19 protein-coding genes are annotated in these 21,043 nt (G+C 36.8%); 11 read left to right on the top strand and 8 right to left on the bottom strand.

The genetic code is table 11. From position 1 onward, the window contains the following. Window position 1 precedes the first annotated feature (1 nt). Window positions 2-1,894, bottom strand: a complete 1,893-nt coding sequence (locus ASG31_RS08605) for a DUF3857 domain-containing protein (protein ID WP_056030670.1) — start codon at window positions 1,892-1,894, stop codon at window positions 2-4. Between the two features lie 127 nt (window positions 1,895-2,021). Next, window positions 2,022-3,956, bottom strand: a complete 1,935-nt coding sequence (gene gyrB, locus ASG31_RS08610) for a DNA topoisomerase (ATP-hydrolyzing) subunit B (RefSeq protein ID WP_056030673.1) — start codon at window positions 3,954-3,956, stop codon at window positions 2,022-2,024. Window positions 3,957-4,185: 229 nt separating this feature from the next. Between gyrB and ASG31_RS08615 the strand changes: the two genes are divergently transcribed. Then, on the top strand, window positions 4,186-5,529 hold the full coding sequence (locus ASG31_RS08615) for a cytochrome ubiquinol oxidase subunit I (protein ID WP_056030676.1): 1,344 nt from the start codon (window positions 4,186-4,188) through the stop codon (window positions 5,527-5,529). Continuing rightward, on the top strand, window positions 5,526-6,530 hold the full coding sequence (locus tag ASG31_RS08620) for a cytochrome d ubiquinol oxidase subunit II (RefSeq protein WP_056030680.1): 1,005 nt from the start codon (window positions 5,526-5,528) through the stop codon (window positions 6,528-6,530). Before ASG31_RS08615 ends, ASG31_RS08620 begins: the two co-directional genes overlap by 4 nt. A gap of 12 nt (window positions 6,531-6,542) precedes the next feature. Here the strand turns inward: ASG31_RS08620 and ASG31_RS08625 are convergent, their stop codons facing one another. The 6 genes from ASG31_RS08625 to ASG31_RS08650 all read right to left on the bottom strand — a co-directional run bounded on the left by ASG31_RS08625 (window position 6,543) and on the right by ASG31_RS08650 (window position 12,577). Beyond that, on the bottom strand, window positions 6,543-7,367 hold the full coding sequence (locus tag ASG31_RS08625) for an OmpA family protein (protein WP_056030683.1): 825 nt from the start codon (window positions 7,365-7,367) through the stop codon (window positions 6,543-6,545). A 98-nt stretch (window positions 7,368-7,465) separates the two neighbouring features. Continuing rightward, a complete protein-coding gene (locus tag ASG31_RS08630) occupies window positions 7,466-8,911 on the bottom strand; it encodes a T9SS type A sorting domain-containing protein (protein ID WP_056030686.1) in 1,446 nt (481 codons plus the stop codon). Window positions 8,912-9,017: 106 nt separating this feature from the next. Then, complete coding sequence (gene lysS / locus ASG31_RS08635; RefSeq protein ID WP_056030688.1) at window positions 9,018-10,718, bottom strand: lysine--tRNA ligase; 1,701 nt, start codon at window positions 10,716-10,718, stop codon at window positions 9,018-9,020. Window positions 10,719-11,069: 351 nt separating this feature from the next. Next, window positions 11,070-11,993, bottom strand: coding sequence for a 23S rRNA (adenine(1618)-N(6))-methyltransferase RlmF (gene rlmF / locus ASG31_RS08640; protein WP_056030691.1), 924 nt, complete (start codon window positions 11,991-11,993; stop codon window positions 11,070-11,072). Window positions 11,994-11,996: 3 nt separating this feature from the next. Then, a complete protein-coding gene (locus ASG31_RS18350) occupies window positions 11,997-12,365 on the bottom strand; it encodes a c-type cytochrome (RefSeq protein ID WP_056030694.1) in 369 nt (122 codons plus the stop codon). Continuing rightward, the gene (locus ASG31_RS08650) at window positions 12,365-12,577 is read right to left on the bottom strand and encodes a hypothetical protein (protein ID WP_056030697.1); all 213 of its coding nucleotides are present in this window, start codon (window positions 12,575-12,577) and stop codon (window positions 12,365-12,367) included. The genes ASG31_RS18350 and ASG31_RS08650 overlap by 1 nt, the downstream gene beginning before the upstream one ends. A 386-nt stretch (window positions 12,578-12,963) precedes the next feature. Between ASG31_RS08650 and ASG31_RS08655 the strand changes: the two genes are divergently transcribed. The 9 genes from ASG31_RS08655 (at window position 12,964) to lipB (ending at window position 20,898) form a co-directional block, all read left to right on the top strand. Further along, on the top strand, window positions 12,964-14,379 hold the full coding sequence (locus tag ASG31_RS08655; protein ID WP_185113202.1) for an anthranilate synthase component I family protein: 1,416 nt from the start codon (window positions 12,964-12,966) through the stop codon (window positions 14,377-14,379). Between the two features lie 67 nt (window positions 14,380-14,446). Further along, entirely contained in the window at window positions 14,447-15,040 is a 594-nt protein-coding gene (locus ASG31_RS08660; protein ID WP_056030701.1) for an anthranilate synthase component II, read from the top strand. A gap of 75 nt (window positions 15,041-15,115) precedes the next feature. Further along, window positions 15,116-16,105 carry an anthranilate phosphoribosyltransferase gene (gene trpD / locus ASG31_RS08665; protein ID WP_056030703.1) on the top strand — a complete coding sequence of 330 codons (990 nt, stop codon included), beginning with the start codon at window positions 15,116-15,118 and terminating at the stop codon, window positions 16,103-16,105. A 1-nt stretch (window position 16,106) separates the two neighbouring features. Beyond that, the gene (locus ASG31_RS08670) at window positions 16,107-16,490 is read left to right on the top strand and encodes a hypothetical protein (protein ID WP_056030707.1); all 384 of its coding nucleotides are present in this window, start codon (window positions 16,107-16,109) and stop codon (window positions 16,488-16,490) included. 9 nt (window positions 16,491-16,499) lie between these two features. Then, window positions 16,500-17,279 carry an indole-3-glycerol phosphate synthase TrpC gene (trpC, locus tag ASG31_RS08675; RefSeq protein ID WP_056030710.1) on the top strand — a complete coding sequence of 260 codons (780 nt, stop codon included), beginning with the start codon at window positions 16,500-16,502 and terminating at the stop codon, window positions 17,277-17,279. A 37-nt stretch (window positions 17,280-17,316) separates the two neighbouring features. Then, a complete protein-coding gene (locus ASG31_RS08680; protein WP_056030713.1) occupies window positions 17,317-18,015 on the top strand; it encodes a phosphoribosylanthranilate isomerase in 699 nt (232 codons plus the stop codon). Next, window positions 18,002-19,210, top strand: coding sequence for a tryptophan synthase subunit beta (gene trpB / locus ASG31_RS08685; RefSeq protein ID WP_056030716.1), 1,209 nt, complete (start codon window positions 18,002-18,004; stop codon window positions 19,208-19,210). Before ASG31_RS08680 ends, trpB begins: the two co-directional genes overlap by 14 nt. Window positions 19,211-19,372: 162 nt before the next feature. Next, complete coding sequence (gene trpA, locus ASG31_RS08690) at window positions 19,373-20,125, top strand: tryptophan synthase subunit alpha (RefSeq protein WP_056030718.1); 753 nt, start codon at window positions 19,373-19,375, stop codon at window positions 20,123-20,125. Between the two features lie 32 nt (window positions 20,126-20,157). Next, the gene (gene lipB, locus ASG31_RS08695; protein ID WP_056030720.1) at window positions 20,158-20,898 is read left to right on the top strand and encodes a lipoyl(octanoyl) transferase LipB; all 741 of its coding nucleotides are present in this window, start codon (window positions 20,158-20,160) and stop codon (window positions 20,896-20,898) included. Window positions 20,899-21,043 lie beyond the last annotated feature (145 nt).

A 21,043-nucleotide genomic window follows, 5' to 3' on the forward strand; every position in this document is an offset into this window, starting at 1 on the left:
ATTATGATTTTTTTGAGATCATTATTTTAGAATTGTCAGCATTCCGGATTTTTTTTCTGAAACTTACATAGTCGTTGTATTTTTCTTTGCTGTAAATCCCTTTTTTGATCTGAATAAGTCTCTTCACAACAAGCTTAGAATCTTTTTTCTCAAAATTAAGAGTGTACGTCCCAAATTCTGAAGTTACAGTGCCGTTCTGCGGCAATTCTTCTATGAAATAACCCGCTGGAAGTTCGTATGAAATTTCGTAATCATCTTCATAGGCAAACTTCGTTTCAAACGGAAGATTTCTGGTCTCGTTTTCGTGAAAAAAACCTTCAGAATAAATAGGCACTGCTCTGAAAATAAAGCTGTTTCCTACGGTTTTAGAGTAATTTGAGGCTTTAAAATCGAGATCATAATCTATAGAAGCAACATCTCTGTCATTTTTAAAATTACTCATCTCAAGATTTTCAAAATTTAACATCGGCATCTGTGATTTCAATGCATCATTTCTTTCTTTTTGAGACAAACCTGTAAATCTGAGATTAAAATCGTACTGATTTCCTGTGTACTGCAGTTTTGCTTTTCCAGTGATGGTTTTATCAGCATTTAAAACGATATCAATCAGCTGCTTTTCTCTGTTTTGCTGTGCAGTATAATTCGGAGTTTCAATAATTTCAATTCCTGAAGGTTTTACCGCTAAAACATTGCGGTCTGTAGTGCTGTAACTCAAATGATTGAAAGCAATTTCCTGAGACGTATTTTCCAGCCAGATATTTCCTTTTTCGGTTGGAATGACCAAAATAACGTGATTACCACCCATTTTGGGGAAATCTTTATCAAAACTGATAGCCGAAGGATTTGAGTTGATGATGGCGTAGTAAGATTCTATTCCCGCTTCATCCAGAAGAATCTTCATATAATTGCTGAGACCTTTGCAGTCTCCGTAGCCCTTTTTCTGAACTTCGTCCGGCAACATTGGCTGCCATCCGCCTATACCAAGTGAGACAAAAATATACCTCGTTTTGCTCTGCATATACTGGTAGATTTTCTTCACCTTTTCTTCCTTGGTTCCAGACAGATTTAAAGCAGCAATTTCAGCCTTAATCTGTGGTGTGGATGCGGAAACAGGCGTCAACAGACTGTTGTGATACCATAATCCGAAATCTTTCCAGGTTGTAATTTTACCTTTTTTCCCGACAAGATTAAATTCATCTAAAGAAAAACTCACCTTAGGTAAGATTTTCTGAGGATTCGGAACTAAAATTTCATCATCCAGAGCGGCAATATTCTGATAACTGTATGTCTTGGCATTCCCTTTATCATCAGCCGTTACAGATGCATAACCGAATGGCGAAGGATAAACTTTTGATCTGAGATTGATCCCGGAATTATTGACAATTGAAAAAGTGCTTTTCTCAAGAGAAATATTAAAGCTGCCGAACGGTGTAAAATCTGGTAGAAAAACTGTGCTTTCGTCTTTCTGGTCATAAGAAAATTCGATGGTATACGGAAAAACAGTTGGCGTATAAGTCAAAATCATGGCTCTGCTGTCCGAATAAAAAGTACCCTGACTGTTGGCCGCAATATCAATAAAATCACTTTTAGAAAACGATTTGATTTTTTTGCCGGCTTCATCGTATACAGCCACTTTCACATTACTGATGATATCCCCTTTCTGATAAAATATCTTGGGAACTGCAAACCCCATCGCCTCTTTGTTTAATACACTTACTGCAGAATAATTTTTGTAAACGATCTCATCAATTCTGTTAATCTGGATTTGAGTATCCTCGTTACGAATGACGGCGCTGGCATTTTTTTTAATTTCAGGAGAAATTGTAGAGACCGGATAAGTTTGGGAGTAGTAAAATGAAGCTGCTAACAGAGCTCCTGCAATAATGATTTTCATCTTGGAAATAGTTTCTCCAAAAGTATAAAAATCTTAATGAAATGTTAAATAAAAAATCAATATTTTGAGAAATAAAAAAAGGAAGACTTAAAAAAGTCTTCCCTGCTGTATTATTTTCTGCATTTAATTACGCGTCAATCTTCGCATACTTCGCATTTTTCTCGATAAATTCTCTCCTTGGCGGAACTTCGTCTCCCATCAACATTGAAAAAACTGAATCTGCTTCAACTGCATTATCAATTGTTACCTGCTTCAGAATTCTGTATTCAGGATTCAGAGTGGTTTCCCAAAGCTGTTCAGGGTTCATTTCCCCAAGACCTTTATAACGCTGAACTTCAACACCTTTACCGTCCGGAGCCATTTCTAAAGTAAATTCTTCACGCTCTTTTTCGTTGTAAGCGTAAACCTTTTTGTTTCCTTTCTTTAGTAGATACAAAGGTGGCTGAGCGATATAAATGTATCCGTTTTCAATCATTTCTTTCATAAATCTGAAGAAGAAAGTCAGAATTAGAGTTGAAATGTGAGAACCGTCGATATCGGCATCGGTCATGATGACTACTTTATGATATCTTAATTTAGATATATTTAAAGCTTTGCTGTCTTCCTCAGTTCCTACTGAAACTCCTAGAGCTGTATAAATATTTTTAATTTCTTCATTGTCGTAAACTTTATGAAGCATTGATTTCTCAACATTCAAAATTTTACCTCTCAACGGAAGAATAGCCTGGAAAAATCTGTCTCTACCCTGTTTTGCAGTTCCACCTGCAGAGTCTCCCTCGACTAAGAAAAGTTCAGATTCTGCAGGATTTTTTGATGAACAGTCAGACAGTTTCCCCGGAAGACCAGAACCTCCCATCGGAGATTTTCTCTGAACCATTTCACGGGCTTTTTTCGCTGCCTGTCTTGCTTTTGCAGCCAAAACAACCTTCTGAACAATCAGTTTTGCTTCATTGGGATTTTCCTCAAGGAAGTTGCTCAACATCTCGCCTACGATTTTATCAACCGCACCGGATACTTCAGAGTTACCCAATTTAGTTTTAGTCTGACCTTCAAACTGAGGTTCCATCACTTTTACAGAAACTACAGCCGTCAAACCTTCACGGAAGTCATCTCCGGTAATCTCTACCTTTTCTTTTGCCGGAATACCCAAGTCATCAGCATATTTCTTCAATGTTCTCGTTAAAGCACGTCTGAAACCTGCCAGGTGAGTTCCTCCTTCATGCGTATTGATGTTATTAACATAAGAGTGAAGATTTTCGCTGAATGAGGTGTTGTAACGCATCGCCACTTCAATAGGAATGTTTTCTCTTTCCCCTTCCATGAAAATTACGTTTTCCATGATAGACTCACGGTTTCCGTCAATAAATTCAACGAATTCTTTTAAGCCACCTTCAGAATGGAACACTTCGAAAGCGAAAGATCCGTCTTCATTCTTCTCTCTTTCGTCTACCAGCGTGATTGTAATTCCTTTATTTAAAAAAGACAATTCACGTAATCTTGCTGCAAGCGTATCATAATTATAAACTAATTCCTGAAAAATTTTACCGTCTGGCTGAAAGAAAACTTCAGTTCCTCTCTCGTCTGTAGTACCTATTTCGGCAACGTCTGCCAAAGCTTTTCCTTCAGAATATTTCTGCTGATATAATTTACCGTCACGGCTTACCGTTGCTACCAATAAAGTAGAAAGTGCATTTACACAAGAAACACCCACACCGTGAAGACCACCGGAAACTTTGTAAGAGTCTTTATCAAACTTACCACCCGCCCCGATTTTTGTCATTACAACTTCTAATGCAGATTTCTGTTCCTTTTCGTGAAAATCTACAGGAATTCCTCTACCGTTATCTTTTACAGAGATACTTTCACCTTCATGTATCGTAACCAAAATAGTGTCACAATGCCCGGCCAAAGCCTCATCAATAGAGTTATCCACTACCTCATAAACCAAATGATGAAGACCTCTCACCCCTACATCGCCGATGTACATAGACGGTCTTAATCGAACGTGTTCCATCCCTTCCAAGGCCTGGATACTTCCTGCGTTATATTGTTTTTGACTCATATAAAATTGAAATAATTGCTTTATGCAAAGACCCACAAATATCGTGATTTTTTTTGAGGTATGAAAGTATTTTGCCTCTTAAAATATCAGAATTTCTGCTAAAATCTCAATGTATATTTCAGAGAAAAAACATTAAAGTTACAACCCAAATCTGAATTAACTGCAATGTTTTAAATCATATTAAGTTACCGTAATTTTATCCGTAACTTTCAGTTGAAAATTAAACATTATGGATGATTTCCTCGCTGCCCGCGCACAGATGGCAATGTCTTTGGGCTTTCATATCATATTCTCCTGCGTTGGGATGGTAATGCCTTTTCTGATGGCATTTGCCCACTGGAAATATCTTAAAACCGGAAACGAAATTTATAAAGGTCTCACAAAAGCCTGGAGCAAAGGTGTAGCGATTTTATTTGCCACCGGAGCTGTTTCCGGAACTATGCTTTCATTCGAACTCGGGCTTCTATGGCCTGCATTTATGAAACATGCCGGACCTATTTTTGGAATGCCTTTTTCGCTTGAGGGAACGGCGTTTTTTATCGAAGCCATCGCCATCGGATTTTTCCTGTACGGTTGGGACAAATTCAACAAATGGTTCCATTGGTTTTGTGGATTTTTAGTGGGTTTAAGTGGTTTAGCTTCTGGAATTCTTGTTGTAGCTGCCAATGCATGGATGAATTCTCCTGCCGGATTTGATTATGTAGACGGACAATATTTAAATATAGACCCAATAAAAGCAATGATGAATGAAGCCTGGTTTCCGCAGGCTCTGCACATGACGGTCGCAGCTTTTTGTGCAACAGGATTTGCCGTTGCCGGAGTTCACGCTCTGTTGATCTTGAGAAAGAAAAATATTGAATTTCATACCAAAGCATTTAGAATAGCTGCAGCTTTTGCTTTGATTGGTGCTTTTGGAGCTCCTTTGAGCGGCGATGTTGCTGCGAAATCTGTTGCAGAACGTCAACCCATCAAATTAGCGGCCATGGAAGCTCATTTTGAAACCGAAAAAGGTGCGTCTTTTGTTTTGGGAGGAATTCCTGATGAAGAAAAAGGCGAAATTAATTATGCCTTAAAAATCCCTAAAGTTCTCAGTTTTCTGGTGAGCAATAATTTTAATGCTGAAGTAAAAGGTTTAAAAGATTTTCCAAGAGAAGAATGGCCTCCCGTTGCCGTTGTTCATTACGCTTTCCAGATTATGATTTTCTTTGGTGTCGTGATGATCGGCATCGGAAGTTTGTACCTTTTTGCTTTCTTTTTCAAGAAAGAATGGCTGAATAAAAATTGGCTTTTGAAAACATTTTTATTTGCAACACCTTTCGGTTACATCGCTTTGGAAGCAGGCTGGACGGTCACTGAAGTCGGAAGACAACCATGGATTATTTATGGAATTATGAAAACCGCTGATGCCGTTACACCGATGCCGGGAATCCAGTATTCATTTTACTTTTTTACAGCAATTTTTGTTTCGTTATCATTAATTATTATTTTTCTTTTAAACCGTCAGATCAGAATGGTTCCGAAACTTTACGACCCCACAGATCCGCAGTATAACACAAAAAACAAGAAGTCATGATTTACGTAGTTATTGGTTTTTTATGGCTTTCAATCTGCCTGTATGTAATTTTAGGAGGTGCTGATTTCGGTGCCGGAATTGTGGAACTTTTCACTAAGAAAAAATCCAGAGAACGAACGAAAGAATTGATGTATGAATCAATTGCGCCTGTTTGGGAAGCCAATCACATGTGGCTGATTATCGCAATTGTTATTTTATTTGTAGGTTTCCCCGAAATTTACACAACGATGTCAACGTACCTTCATATTCCGCTGGTGATGATGTTGGTGGGAATTATCGCAAGAGGCACAGCGTTTACTTTCAGACATTACGATGCCGTGGAAGACCGATGGCAGATGGTTTACACTCAGATTTTCTACTATGCAAGTCTGCTCACTCCGTTTTTTCTGGGTTTGATAGCCGCCTCCACCGTATCGGGGTCAATTAATCCGGATGCTAAAACTTTTTTAGACCTTTACATCTTCAGCTGGCTCAACTGGTTTGGGGTTTCTGTAGGTTTATTTACTGTTTCCATTTGTGGATATCTGGCATCTGTTTTCGCTTTAAGAGAAACTGTTGACCGTCTTGAACTCACTTTGATGGTCAGAAAAACGCATCAGACAATGGTTTTTGTTGTCATTGCAGGAATTCTGGTCTTTGTAACAGCTCACTTTTCGGAAATTCCTCTCGCAAAATGGATTTTCTCTAAACCTTTAGGTGTGATGGCGATTGCCTTTGCAACGATATCTTTAGGTTTGATTCTAAGAGCGATGAAAAGGCGAAAGCTGCTTCCCGTTCGGGCTTTGGCAGGTTTTCAGGTGGTGATGATTCTGGTGGCAGCTACGTATCAGCATAATCCAAATATCATTTTATTAGGTAACGGTGATCATCTTTCCCTGCTGGAATATTCTGCTGCAGGAAAAACAATTTCCGCATTGGGATGGGCTTTGATGCTGGGTTCTGTATTTATTCTTCCTTTTCTGTTTTATCTGATGGCATCATTCAGTAAGCAGAGAAAATAGGTGGTCAGAAGATTATTTTTTAATTAAAACCAATTCTACACGCCGGTTTTTGGAGCGGTCTTCTTCGGTAACTTCGGGGTAAACAACGGGATTCAAATGCCCTAAACCTTCAGCTTTAATTCGGTGGGGTTCTATTCCCATTTTAATTAAAAATTTCCTTATTGCATCGGCTCTTGTGAAAGAAAGATTAAATGTTTTCAGATCTGTATCTTCACCATCAAAATTATCATAGTCACAGCAGATATGGCCCTGAAGCTCAACTTCTACGGATGGATTTTTCTTTAAAATTTCATACAGCAGATACAGTTTCGGGGTACCTTTTGACAGCCAGACGTGTCTGCCTCCAATAAAATTCACATCGGGCAGTGAAAACATATCATTCACTTTCATAGAAGAAATTTTCACATCAAAAAAACTTGGATAAGAATTTCGTGAAATCTTTTCGCCATCTGCTATAGTTTTTTCAATAAAAATATCTACACGACGATTTTTTGCCTGCAAAATTTCAGTGCTGTTGTCATTGATTTGTTTTGAAATTCCTAATCCAACTGAGCCAGAAAGTTTTATATTCTTCCCGATCCTCTTCTGAAGATAATCGCTGACGGTTTTTGCCCTCTGATCTGAAAGGTTTTTATTAAAATCTTCATTTCCTAATGGATTGGCATTCCCGAAAATTCTGAACGTAAGATTTGATTTTAACTGAGAAAGACTATCTAATTTCTGTTTCGATTCAGAATTTAAATCAAAAGAGTTGTTTTTAAAATAAATAGATGTGAGCGTTTGAGCATTCAGTTCAGAAAAAAAGACGAGCGAAAAAAACAGCAGAACGCATCTCATAAGTTCATTTTTTATTCTAACGGAAAAATATCAATTTATTGTCTGCGAACAGAAATCAATAAATAGTCCTCACCTAAAGCTATTTCTGTGATGAGATTTTAAATTTTAATCGCTTTTCTGGAAATTACTTTTGATGATTCTGTAGTTATTTTAATGATGTAAATTCCTTTTTGAAGACCGGAAGTATCGATACTTTTTGCGGCTTTACTCTGAATGATCAGCCGTCCACTTTGATCGTACAATTCTGCCGATTCGATTTTTTCTTTTGACTCTAATTTTAATTCATTTTTAAAAGGGTTGTTAAAAACTATACTCTTGTCTATTGGTAGATTTGCATTTACAGATAATGTGGATTGGCTTATAATATACCTTGAAATTTTATTATCATAAAAAACGTATAGGAAATTATCTTTAATTATCGGATGAAAAGTATCATTAACAGTACTTTCCTGTAAAATATGATGAAGATTTCCGTTAATTACAACTGGATTCCCCGAACTTGTATAACCTCTCATTCCTATTTTTGTCAGCGCAGTGTTATTCGTTGTATCGAAAGAAGCTGAATATAAGAATATATAGTTTTCAAACAAGAGTGGTTTATTTTCTGCACTGCTGTACAAATCTCCGTTGAAGGTGTATGAATCGGCGTAATTTACTTTACCATTTATACCAAAAGTAGCATCAGCAATGCCTGACGAATTAGTTTTTGTTAACTGGCCGTCTGTTCCGTTTTTAAAATTATGGATAAATGATGCAGTATTTTGAGAAATCACAGCAGTTCCACAGTGTAATACCGGATTGGAGAGTGTGTTTGAAAGTTCTGCATAGCCATTCTGCCCAAATGACAAATCCAGATTTCCTGTGTTAAAATTAATCTTTCTCACAGAAGTCTGCCCTCCCTGAGTGTTAACAGCTTCATACAAAAAATCATTGTCGTAATAAAAAAGTTCTCCAAAAATTGTGCTTGTGTTTTCTAAAGTCGTGAGAAGAGTTTGAACTCCATTATTTCCGAAAGCAGCGTCTGGAAAACCTGTTGAATTATATTTACTGATACTCTGTTGATTTCTTGAAATAATTTTTCCGTCTGCCAAAACTATTTTATAGTGATGGTACGGTGTTGTAAGGGAAGAATTTATATTTCCGAATCCTGCATCTAACTGTCCGTCAGAAAGATACTTCACCCCTGAATTCAAATAAAATTTAAAAGGATCACAGTAAAAGCTGTCTGAAAAATAGATTGAATTCAAGACATTTACTTCTCCATTGTTACCGAAAGTGGAATCTGGAGTTCCGTTACTATTTAGCCTGAAAAATTTTCTACCGATAAAATTATTGGAACTGTCGTGGATTTCCTTATTCAAAAATAATTTGTTGTCTTGAAATGTGGGCGTGTTATAAGCAGACAATTGTGACATCGAATTGGTCTTTGTGCCAACCTCTACTACACCATTATTTCCAAAACTTAAGTCTTTCGTAAAAGTAATTTGAGAATAACAGAAAGACAAACTGCAGGCGAATACTGCCACGGATATTTTCTTCATCATTTATGTGTGTTTAATTATTTCCAAAAATAATATTTTTTCTCACATAAAAATGAAAAGAGCAGACTTTTTTTAAATCTGCTCTTAATTATTAATATTTTAAATGGTTTTAAACCAACTTCATCCACACATTTTCATCCACTTTCTCAACCTTCACAAGGTTTCCTTTCGTTAAAGTCTTAGAAGCCTTATCCCATTTTTTTCCGGATAACTGACTTCTTTCTTTTACTTCAGCTAAAGAAAATGCCTCTTCCTGAGAATTTAAAATCTGCAGAATTACTTTTTCATCTTCTCCCAATTCGATTTGAGGAACCGTTTTTTCAGGTCTCATCTGCGGGAAGAACAATACTTCCTGAATCGATGGGTTATTTGTAAGGAACATAATCAGTCTGTCCATTCCGATGCCCAAACCTGAAGTTGGCGGCATTCCGTATTCCAAAGCTCTGAGGAAGTCTTCATCGATAAATCCTGTTGCTTCATCGTCACCTTTTTCGGCTAATTTTAACTGCTCTTCGAAACGTTCTCTCTGATCAATCGGGTCATTTAATTCTGAATAAGCGTTGGCGATTTCTTTTCCGCAAACCATTAATTCAAAACGTTCTGTCAAACCTTCTTTGCTTCTGTGTTTTTTGGTTAACGGTGACATTTCAATCGGGTAATCGGTAATGAAAGTCGGCTGGATAAAGTTTCCTTCACATTTCTCCCCAAAAATTTCGTCAATTAATTTTCCTTTTCCCATCGTTTCGTTCACTTCAATTCCGATAGATTTAGCGAAATCGAACAATTCCTGCTCAGTTTTCCCGGTGATATCAAAACCTGTATATTTCTGAATCGCTTCTGTCATAGAAACTCTTGGGTAAGGCGCTTTCCAGCTGATTTGATGCTCACCGAAGGTTGATTCTGAAGAACCGTTCACAGAAGTCGCACAGAATTCCAGCAATTTCTCTGTAAAATCCATCATCCAGTTGTAGTCTTTGTAGGCTACATAAATTTCCATTGCTGTAAATTCCGGGTTATGGGTTCTGTCCATCCCTTCGTTTCTGAAGTTTTTTGAGAATTCGTAAACACCGTCAAAACCACCAACGATCAGTCTTTTCAGATACAATTCGTTGGCAATTCTTAAGTATAATGGAATATCCAAAGCATTGTGATGCGTTATAAACGGTCTCGCCGCCGCTCCACCTGGAATCGACTGTAAAATCGGAGTTTCAACCTCAAAATATCCTGCATCGTTGAAGAAAGTTCTCATTGCATTGAACAGTTTTGTTCTTTTTACGAAAATTTCTTTCACCTGAGGATTTACCGTTAAGTCAACGTAACGCTGTCTGTATCTCAATTCCGCATCATTGAAAGCATCGTGTACGACACCATTTTCGTCGGTTTTCGCAATGGGTAAGGGACGTAATGATTTGGTAAGCAAAGTAAAATTCTTCACCAAAACCGTCATTTCACCAACCTGAGTGGTAAATAAATCACCCTCAATACCGATAATATCACCAATGTCTAAAAGATGTTTGTAAACATCGTTGTATAAAGATTTGTCTTCTCCCGTACAGATTTCGTCACGGTTGAAGTATACCTGAATTTTCCCTGTAGAATCCTGCAATTCAGCAAAAGAAGCCTTCCCCTGAATACGGCGAGACATCAGTCTGCCCGCAATCTTCACCTGTTTACTTTCAGAAAAATTCTGTTTTATAGATTCTGTAGTATCTGTAACCGTGTATTCTTCTGCCGGGAATGCGTTGATTCCCAATTCAACAAGCTTAGTCAGCTTTTCTCTTCTAATGATTTCCTGTTCTGATAATTGCATTATAATTCAATTTTTTCGAATTGCAAAAATAGTGAATTTTAAGCGTTTATGAAACTGGAAATTTGTTTTAACCACAAATCGTAGATTAGAAGCAGTCAAAAGTCACAAAAGTTTTATATTGGATTGAAGATGTGATGGTTTTCGCTTTAAAGCTCAAAAAAATTAAATCATATAATTTTTGGTAAAAAATGGTGTTACCTGCTACGAAACCGCAGCCCGAATTGAGTGGAGCTCTTTTTGTGAGGAGGAACGACGAGCAAAAAAGCGGGAACGGAAGGCGGAAATAGCTGCCAAAAAAAAATAGTAAATTGCTATTCGACGTAGTCAAAAGCTGCAATAAAAAAATCACTTTTAAAAACTATTCCTCCTGTTTTTAGGAACAAAAGTCCACGCTAGAATACGGCTCAATTTTTGACCTTGCGCCATGTCGATTATTTTCACTTCGAGAGCGTCTACTTTCTTTAAAAGTGAATTTAATTTAAATAAATTTTCTTTTTTGGAAACCAAAGACGTAAACCACAGAATTTGAGACGAATACAAAACACTTTCTTCAATCATTTTTGAGACAAAAGCTATTTCGCCACCTTCGCACCACAATTCAGCCTGCTGTCCGCTGAAATTGAGATTGGGCTTTTGAACCTTGGATTTATGAAGATTTTTTGTTTTGCGAATATTACCTTTCATCGCAGAATCCATCGAATTATGGAATGGCGGATTGCACATGGTAAACGTGAATTTATCCTGAGAATTAAGAATATTTTTAAAGATAAACTGAGAATCCTGCTGTAATTTTAACTGAATATTTTCGGAAAAATCAGTATTTTCAGCTAAAATCTTTTGGGCATTGTCTAAAGACTTCTGATCGATATCGGTTCCCAGCATTTCCCAACCATAAGATTTATGGGCAATCAGCGGATAGACCAGATTGGCTCCGGTTCCAATGTCGAGACCTCTAACAGATAACCCTGACGGAATTTCTTTTAAATTTCCTGCCAGCAAATCGGCGATGTAATGAATGTAATCGGCACGTCCGGGAATGGGCGGACAAAGATTTCCTTCCGGAATATCCCAGTTTTTAACGTTGTAAAAATGCTCTAACAAAGCCTTGTTAAGAAATTTTACTGCTTTCGGAATACTGAAATTGATGGTTAAATTACCGTAAGAATTTTTAAAAACGTAATGTTTCAGTTCCGGCACACAGGAGACCAGTTCGTCGAAATTATAAGAATTTCTGTGAAGATTTCTTGTGTGCAGTCCTGATTTTTCGGTGGTCATGAATTATTTTTTCTGTTTCAGAATATATTCCACCATTTTTTTGGCATCTTCTTTCGAAAACTGCGGATGAGGCTGCATCGGAACACTTCCCCACACACCGCTTCCGCCTACAATAATTTTTGATGCCAACTGCTCAATATCCTTTTCAGAATATTTTGCGGCGATTTCTCTGTATGAAGGGCCGATCATTCTTTCATTAATGCTGTGACAAGACATACAGTCAGATGTTTCAATCATCGTCTGCCCCGAAGCTTCTGCCACAACGGGAGTTGCCACATCTGATGAGTCGGCAGCCTGTGGTTGTATGGTCTCTTTTTTAGAACAGGAAATGGCAAGTAAGCTCACCAATCCTGTTACCAATAGTTTTTTCATTACTTAGCTGCTGCTGTAGAGTCTGTTTTTACAGGTGCAGCCATTGCTGCGGGAGCCGGTGTAGAATCTTTTTTAGTAGAATCTGCCTGTATAGTCTGCACTTCAGGTTCTTCAAGCATCGTGTTGCTGTCCTGTAAAGAATGGTCTGCCTTTTTTGAGCAGCTTGCCAATACTAAACCTCCGATAAATGCGATTGCAATTAGTTTTTTCATATTTTTCTATTTAATTTTCAAATTTTTCAGTGAAAACGATTACCTGTTTTATGGTTTATTATTTTCGGTCACAAAAATATAAAAATAAAATTTCAAACTGTAGATTTAAGACGATTTTAAATCCTGTTTAGACTGATTTTGCAGAAATTGAAGATAAATCTCAGCTTTTAAGTTTTTTTTGCTGCAGATATTGAAAAAAATTCTACATTTGTCACATGATTAATTCAGTTAACAGAAATTGGTGGTGGCATTCAAACTCTTCGTCGGGTCTGAAGCTATTGTCCTTTTGTTAATCTACAGCCGGAATTTATAGAAAAATATACAGAGACTTTGACGATTTGCGTTGAAGTCTTTTTTTATGTCTAAATCTCAAAAAAATAAAAAGAATGTCTGATTCTATTATAAAAATTAAAACAAAATCCAGAAAAATACTGGGCGACTTGCATACCCCGATGAATATTTATCTTCAAATCAGAGATAAATTCAGGGATACGATTCTTCTGGAAAGTTCGGATTCTAAAAATATTGACCACAATTTTTCATTCATCGCTATCAACGCAATTGCCGGAATTGAAATTAAAAACCTGGATGAATTTGAGGTAAAATTCCCCAATAAAAGTCCTGTGAAGAAGTCTTTAGAAAACAAAAATATTCCTGAACTGCTGAATGATTTTTCTAAAAGTTTTCAGTGTGAAAAAACGCATGATAAAATTGAAGAAACGGCACAATCTCTTTTTGGATACACCAGCTTTGAAGCGGTGCAGTTTTTTGAAGATGTAAAATTCAAACCTCAAAGCAGAGAAGTTGAAATCCCGATTCTGCGTTACAGACTGTATCAGTACGTGATCGCCATTAATCATTTTAACGATGAGATGCATTTGATTGAAAACCAGATTTACGGTGTAAAATCTGAATTCAGAATGCTGGAAGATTTAATAAAAAATAAAAATGCTGTCGTTTATCCATTTGAAAAAATGGCTGAAGAAACTTCCAATATCACAGATGAAGAATATTTAGAACTGGTAAATAAAGCTCAGAAACACTGTATGCGCGGCGACGTTTTTCAGTTGGTTTTGAGCAGAAGATTTGAGCAGAAATTCCAGGGAGACGAATTCAATGTTTATCGTGCTTTGCGAAATATTAATCCATCACCTTATCTTTTCTATTTTGATTATGGAAATTACAAACTTTTCGGATCAAGCCCTGAAAGTCAGTTAATTATCAAAGACAACAAAGCAATTATACATCCCATTGCAGGAACTTTTAAAAGAACAGGTGATCTGGAAACGGATTTACAGTCGATTGAATCACTGAAAAACGATCCTAAAGAAAATGCCGAGCACACCATGTTGGTTGATTTGGCAAGAAATGATTTAGGAAAATTAGGTAAAAATATAACCGTTACGAAACTGAAAGAAATTCATCTATTTTCGCACGTTATTCATATGGTAAGTGAGGTGACAGCAGATTTAGAGGAGATGACCAATCCTTTTGAAATGGTTGCTACGACCTTTCCACAGGGAACTTTGAGCGGAGCACCAAAACATAAAGCACTACAGTTAATCAACGAATACGAAAAAGATTCCCGCGGATATTATGGCGGCTGCATCGGAATGGTTGGTTTGAACGGCGAATGCAATCAGGCGATTATGATCCGTACTTTTCTGAGTAAAAACAACACTTTATTTTATCAGGCAGGAGCAGGTTTGGTAGCAAAATCAGTTCCCAAAAACGAATTGGAAGAAGTTAATAATAAGTTGAATGCTTTGAAAAGAGCGGTGGAAAGAGCGGAAAAACTTTAAAAATTTGAAATTAGATGTTTGAAAATTTGATATTATCAGAGATCATATTAACAAAACAATACACGAAATGAATTCAAAAAACATAAATCATCATTCTAAGACTCTCGTCTTTGATAACTACGACAGTTTCACTTACAATTTAGTTCAAATAATAGAAAGAGTTTTAAATCAAAAAGTTGACGTTTTCAGAAACGACCAAATTTCGCTTGAAGAAATCAACAAATATGATAAAATTATCCTTTCTCCAGGTCCCGGAATTCCCGAAGAGGCAGGAATCTTATTGGATTTAATTAAAAGATATGCTCCTACAAAAAGTATTCTTGGAGTTTGCCTCGGGCAGCAGGCAATTGCTGAAGCTTTTGGCGGAAATTTAATCAATCTCAGTGAAATTTATCATGGCGTTGCCACAGAAGCGATTCAAACCAGCGAACATAAACTTTTCAAAGATTTACCAAACACTTTGGAAGTCGGCAGATATCACAGTTGGGCAGTAAACCCGGAAAATTTCCCCGAAGAATTGGAAATTACGAGTACCGACAGCAAAGGAATGATTATGAGTTTGAAGCACAAAACTTATGACGTTCACGGCGTTCAATATCACCCTGAAAGTATTTTGACGCCTGATGGTGAGATGATTATCAGGAATTTTTTATTGGGTTAACAGGTTTTGGAGTGAAGTTAATAGAAAAAACGAACTATAAAAACCAAGAACCCAATACTAACAACAATTACAATTATGAAGGAAATACTACAATATCTTTTCAATCATCACACCTTATCAAAATCGGAAGCAAAAGCGATTATGATTGAAATTGCCCAAAATAAATTCAACGCAACTGAAGTCACAGCCTTCATCAGTATTTTTCTGATGCGGAATATCACTTTAGATGAACTGAAAGGTTTCAGAGAGGCTTTACTGCAAATGGCTCTTCCTGTAAATTTAAGCACCCGCGACACGATAGACATTGTAGGAACGGGCGGTGATGGAAAAAATACCATCAACATATCAACGTTAGCAAGTTTCGTAGTGGCAGGAACCGGACAAAAAGTGGCAAAACACGGCAATTACGGAGCTTCCACAATCACGGGATCGTCTAATGTGATGGAAGCTTTGGGTTATCAGTTTAAAAAAACTTCTGAGGAACTCAATGAAGATTTAGATAAAGCAAACATCTGTTTTCTGCACGCTCCTTATTTTCATCCTGCATTGAAATCTGTGGTGGAATTGAGAAAATCTTTAGGTCTTAGAACATTTTTCAATCTCCTCGGGCCGCTTGTGAATCCCGCTAAACCTCAATTTTCTGTGATTGGCGTTTATAATCTTGAAATAGCAAGAATTTATCAATATCTGTTGCAAAAAGAAGAGATAGACTTTGTTTTGGTTCATGGGATGGATGGTTACGACGAAATCAGTTTGACGCAAGACAGCAAAATCATTACAAAAAGCGGAGAAAACATCTATTCGCCTGAAGATTTAGGATTTAAAACTGTGGAAGCAGAAAATATCAAAGCCGGAAATACGCCCGAAGAAACGGCACATATTTTCAGAAATATTTTGGAAGGAAAAGGTACAGAATCACAAAATGCAGTGGTTTTGTCAAATGCGGCTGTTGCATTATATCACACTAATAAATTTGAAAATTATGAGAACTGTTTAAATTTGGTGAGAGAAAGTTTGTTTGGCGGCAAAGCGTTACACAGTTTGAATCAATTGATTGAATGCTAAAATGAAAACACTTTATCAATCAAAGAACGGCAAGATAGAATTAAAAATTGTTGGTTACGATGAGCCTAATAATGGGCGCTCACTTCATATTGCAGAATTATATATTCAAAGTAAAGATTATACATCTCAATATTTTGAAAATGGTTGGAATAGATTAAACTTTAATTTGGATGATTTCCAATTTGAATCAGCAGATTCAAAATTCATTTTTATTCCTGCGGAAGGAAATAGCTTTTTAATCAATACCAACACTTTTGCAATTATAAAATTTCCTTTCAAAGCATTTTCAACGTTTCATTTTAAAAAGAATGAATTTCTTGAAAACAGTGTAAAGATTTATTACAGTGACGAAACTCTTGAACTGAACTTACCAATAAACGATTAAAATCTTAACATGAACATTTTAGATAAAATTATTGCCACAAAAAAAAGGGAAATATCAGAGTCGAAATCTGAGGTTTCAGTTCACCAGTTGAAAGATTCAGAATTTTTCAACAGGAAAGCTTTATCGCTGAAAGAATCATTACAATCAAGATCCGGAATTATTGCCGAATTTAAAAGAAAATCACCCTCAAAAGGAATTATTAACGACAAAGTTTCTCCACTCGAGGTAGTTTCGGCTTACGAAAAATTCGGAGCGAGCGCTGTTTCAGTTTTAACGGATAAAGAATTTTTCGGTGGAAGTTTTGACGATATTTTAAATGTAAGAAACCAAATCAACATTCCGATTTTGAGAAAAGATTTTATGATTGATGAATATCAGTTTTATGAAGCTAAATCAATCGGTGCTGATGTTATTTTGCTCATTGCAGCATGCCTTTCGCCCAGTCAGGTTTCAGAATTTACTGAATTGGCACACAGTTTAGAATTAGAAGTTTTACTGGAAATTCACACCGAAGACGAACTTCAGCATATTAACAAAAACGTGGATTTGGTGGGTATCAACAACAGAAATTTAAAAGATTTTAAAGTTGATCTGCAGCATTCTGTTCACCTCAAAAACATGCTTCCTGAAAACACTTTATCTGTCGCCGAAAGCGGTATTTCCAGTGAAGAAGATTTTAAATTCCTCAAAGAAAAAGGCTTTGACGGATTTTTAATGGGCGAATATTTTATGAAAAATGAAAACCCCGGAAAAAAATTCGGGGATTTTATTTCTAATGTTGTTAATTAACAGTTTAACAATATAACAGTTTAACAATTTACCAATAATGAAAAGCCAAAAGCAAGAAGCCAGTCGCCGACCGCAGGTTAAAGTCTGTGGTTTGACTCAGCTCAATCAAATCAGTGAACTGATGACCTTGAAAGTTGATTTTTTAGGTTTTATTTTCTATGATAAATCACCAAGATTTGTTTTGAATCATTTGAGTTTAGATCAAATTTCAACAATAGATCATCAGGGGAAAATAGGCGTTTTTGTGAATGAAACTGTTGGAAAAATTGTTGAAATTTCAGAAAAGGCAAATTTAAATTTCATCCAGCTCCACGGCGATGAAAATGAGGAATATGTTATCAGGTTGAGGCAGAGGCTAAACGAAAATGTAAAAATTATAAAAGTAATCCGAATGGGAGCTTGTAAATCTGAAGTAGAAAACGAAATACAAAAAATCTCAAACCTCACACGAGGCAAAGCCGAACTGAGCGAAGCTAAACCTCAAATTTCAAATCTCCTGTTCGATACCGACTCAAAAGCCTTCGGAGGAACCGGAAAAACCTTCGACTGGAATATTTTAAACGAAATCAAAATTCCTCTTCCCTATTTCCTGAGCGGCGGAATTTCACTGGAAAATGTTGATGAGATTAAAAATCTAATTCAAAAACCATTTGTCCTCGACATCAATTCAAAATTTGAAACTGAGGCGGGAATTAAAGATTTAGAAAAAATAAAAAAATTATATGCAAAATTATAAAAATCCTGACCAAAACGGATATTACGGCGAATTTGGAGGAGCTTTCATCCCCGAAATGCTCTACCCGAATGTGGAAGAGCTTCAGAAAAATTATTTGAAGATAATCGAATCTGAAGAATTTCAAAATGAATACCAAGATCTATTAAAAAATTATGTTGGACGTGCTACTCCACTCTATTTTGCGAAAAATTTAAGTGAAAAATACAGCACAAATATTTATCTCAAAAGAGAAGACCTCAATCACACCGGAGCGCATAAAATAAACAATGCTTTGGGGCAGGTTTTGCTGGCAAAACGTTTGGGAAAAACCAGAATCATCGCCGAAACAGGAGCCGGACAACATGGCGTTGCAACTGCAACAGCCTGCGCGCTATTAGGTCTGGAATGCATCGTTTACATGGGCGAAATCGACATCGCCAGACAGGCTCCGAATGTTGGACGAATGAAAATGCTGGGAGCAAAAGTCGTTCCCGCAACTTCTGGTTCAAAAACCCTGAAAGACGCAGTTAATGAAGCACTTAAAGACTGGATCAACAATCCTGTGACTACTCATTATGTGATTGGAAGTGTTGTGGGGCCACATCCGTTTCCAGATCTGGTGGCGAGATTTCAGAGTATTATTTCAAAGGAAATTAAAGAACAGCTTATCGAGCAGACTGAGAGTGAAAATCCCGATTATGTAATTGCCTGTGTGGGCGGAGGAAGTAATGCTGCAGGAACATTCTATCATTTTGTGGAAGAAGAAAATGTGAAAATCATTGCTGCAGAAGCAGGTGGTTTTGGTGTACAGTCCGGAAAATCCGCTGCGACTACTTTTCTGGGAACTTTAGGCGTTTTGCATGGGAGTAAAAGCCTGGTCATGCAGACTAACGACGGTCAGGTTATCGAGCCCCACTCCATTTCTGCAGGTTTGGATTATCCCGGAATAGGGCCTTTTCATGCACATTTGTTTCAGGAAAAACGTGCTGAATTTTTCAGTATTAATGATAATGAAGCATTGCAATCTGCATTTGATTTAACAAAAATGGAAGGGATTATTCCAGCTTTGGAAAGTGCACATGCTTTGGCGGTTTTAGATAAAAAGAAATTTAAGGAAGACGACATTGTTGTCATTTGTTTGAGCGGGCGTGGCGATAAGGATATGGAAACGTATTTGAAAATGCTGGATGAGGGAAGCGGGAAGATGGATGTTTGATTTTGCTGTAAAACAAATTTCCTTCAAAAATTCAAACGGATGATTTAACAAAGTATTCGATTCAATCCTAATCAGCTATATTGAACAAAAAAAAATAAAAAAATCCATCAGTGACCAACATAACACCCATCATCCATCACCCAACCCAATAAAAAATCAACAATGAATCACAATAAAACCCAACCCAAACTCAACATCTACTTCACAGCAGGAATTCCCCAGCTTGAAGACACCACAGAAATCATCAGACTCGTACAGGATTCGGGAGCGGACATGATGGAAATAGGAATGCCATATTCTGATCCCGTTGCAGATGGACCGGTTATTTCTCAGGCTCACGAACTGGCTTTAAAAAACGGAATGACGATTGAAAAACTATTTTCACAACTAAAATCTATTAAAAACGAAATCAGAATTCCGATTATTTTAATGGGTTACATCAATCCTGTTTTAAGTTTTGGATTTGAAAGCTTCTGTAGAGAATGTTCAGAAAGTGGTATTTCAGGATTGATTATTCCGGATTTGCCGGCGATAGAATTTGAATTAAATTATCAGAATATTTTAAAACAGTTCAATTTGAATTTCACATTTCTCGTCACTCCGGAAACTTCCGATGAAAGAATTTTATATCTCGATTCTTTAAGTTCAGGATTTCTGTATGCGGTAAGTTCGTCTTCCACCACCGGAAATGACCAGGTAATTTTAAAAAATGAAGATTACCTGTCAAGGCTGGCATCGCTCCCGTTAAAAAATCCGGTGATGATTGGTTTCGGAATTAAATCGAAAGAAGATTTTGAAAACGTAACCGAAAAAGCAGACGGCGGAATCATCGGAACTGCCTTTGTGAACGTCCTTTTACAAAATAGAGATTGGAAGACAAAAGCCATAGATTTCATCCATTCTATAAAAGCGTAAAAATTAGTAAATTTGTTTCATCAAAGTAAAGCATGAATACACATCAAAATAAGGTCGTAGAATTTGAAGATTTAGGCATCAGAGAATATCAGCCCGCATGGGATTATCAGGAAAAACTGATGAAAGATATTATTGACATCAAAATCAAAAACCGCGATTTAGCTCCTGAAAATCATATTACAACGCCCAATCATTTTCTTTTGGTAGAACATCCCCATGTTTACACCCTCGGAAAAAGCGGACATGAAGACAATATGCTCGCCGGAATTGATAAACTAAAAGAAATCGACGCCACTTTTGTAAAAGTAAACCGCGGCGGAGACATTACCTATCACGGTTTCGGACAAATTGTTGGCTACCCGATTTTAGATCTTGAAAATTTCTTCACCGATATTCATTTATACATGCGAAATCTTGAAGAGGTGATTATCAGAACAATGGCTGAATTTGGCATAAAAGGTGAACGTTCACCGGGAGAAACCGGAGTTTGGCTGGATGTCGGAAAACCTTACGCCAGAAAAATCTGTGCAATGGGCGTGAAAGCCTCAAGATGGGTTACACTTCATGGTTTTGCCCTCAACATCAACACCGATATGCGTTATTTCGAATACATCATCCCCTGTGGCATCAAAGACAAGCAGGTTACTTCCCTAAAAAGAGAGCTTGAAAGAGACCTGACTCCTGAAGATATGGACGACATCAAAGCCAGAATCAGAAAGCATTTTGAGAATGTTTTTGAAGCGGAATTGGTGAGTGAAAGCTTTATAAAATAAATTTTTAATGATATGAAATCTGTTTCTTTTGGAGTAGATTTTTTCGTCTACATTTTCTAATAGATTTGAATTATTTTTTTTTATTTTTAACAAATTATAGTTTGGATTGACGTAATGCGTGAAGCCAAATTTTATCTTCAATTGT

Source organism: Chryseobacterium sp. Leaf404, from assembly GCF_001424145.1.
Taxonomy (GTDB): domain Bacteria; phylum Bacteroidota; class Bacteroidia; order Flavobacteriales; family Weeksellaceae; genus Chryseobacterium.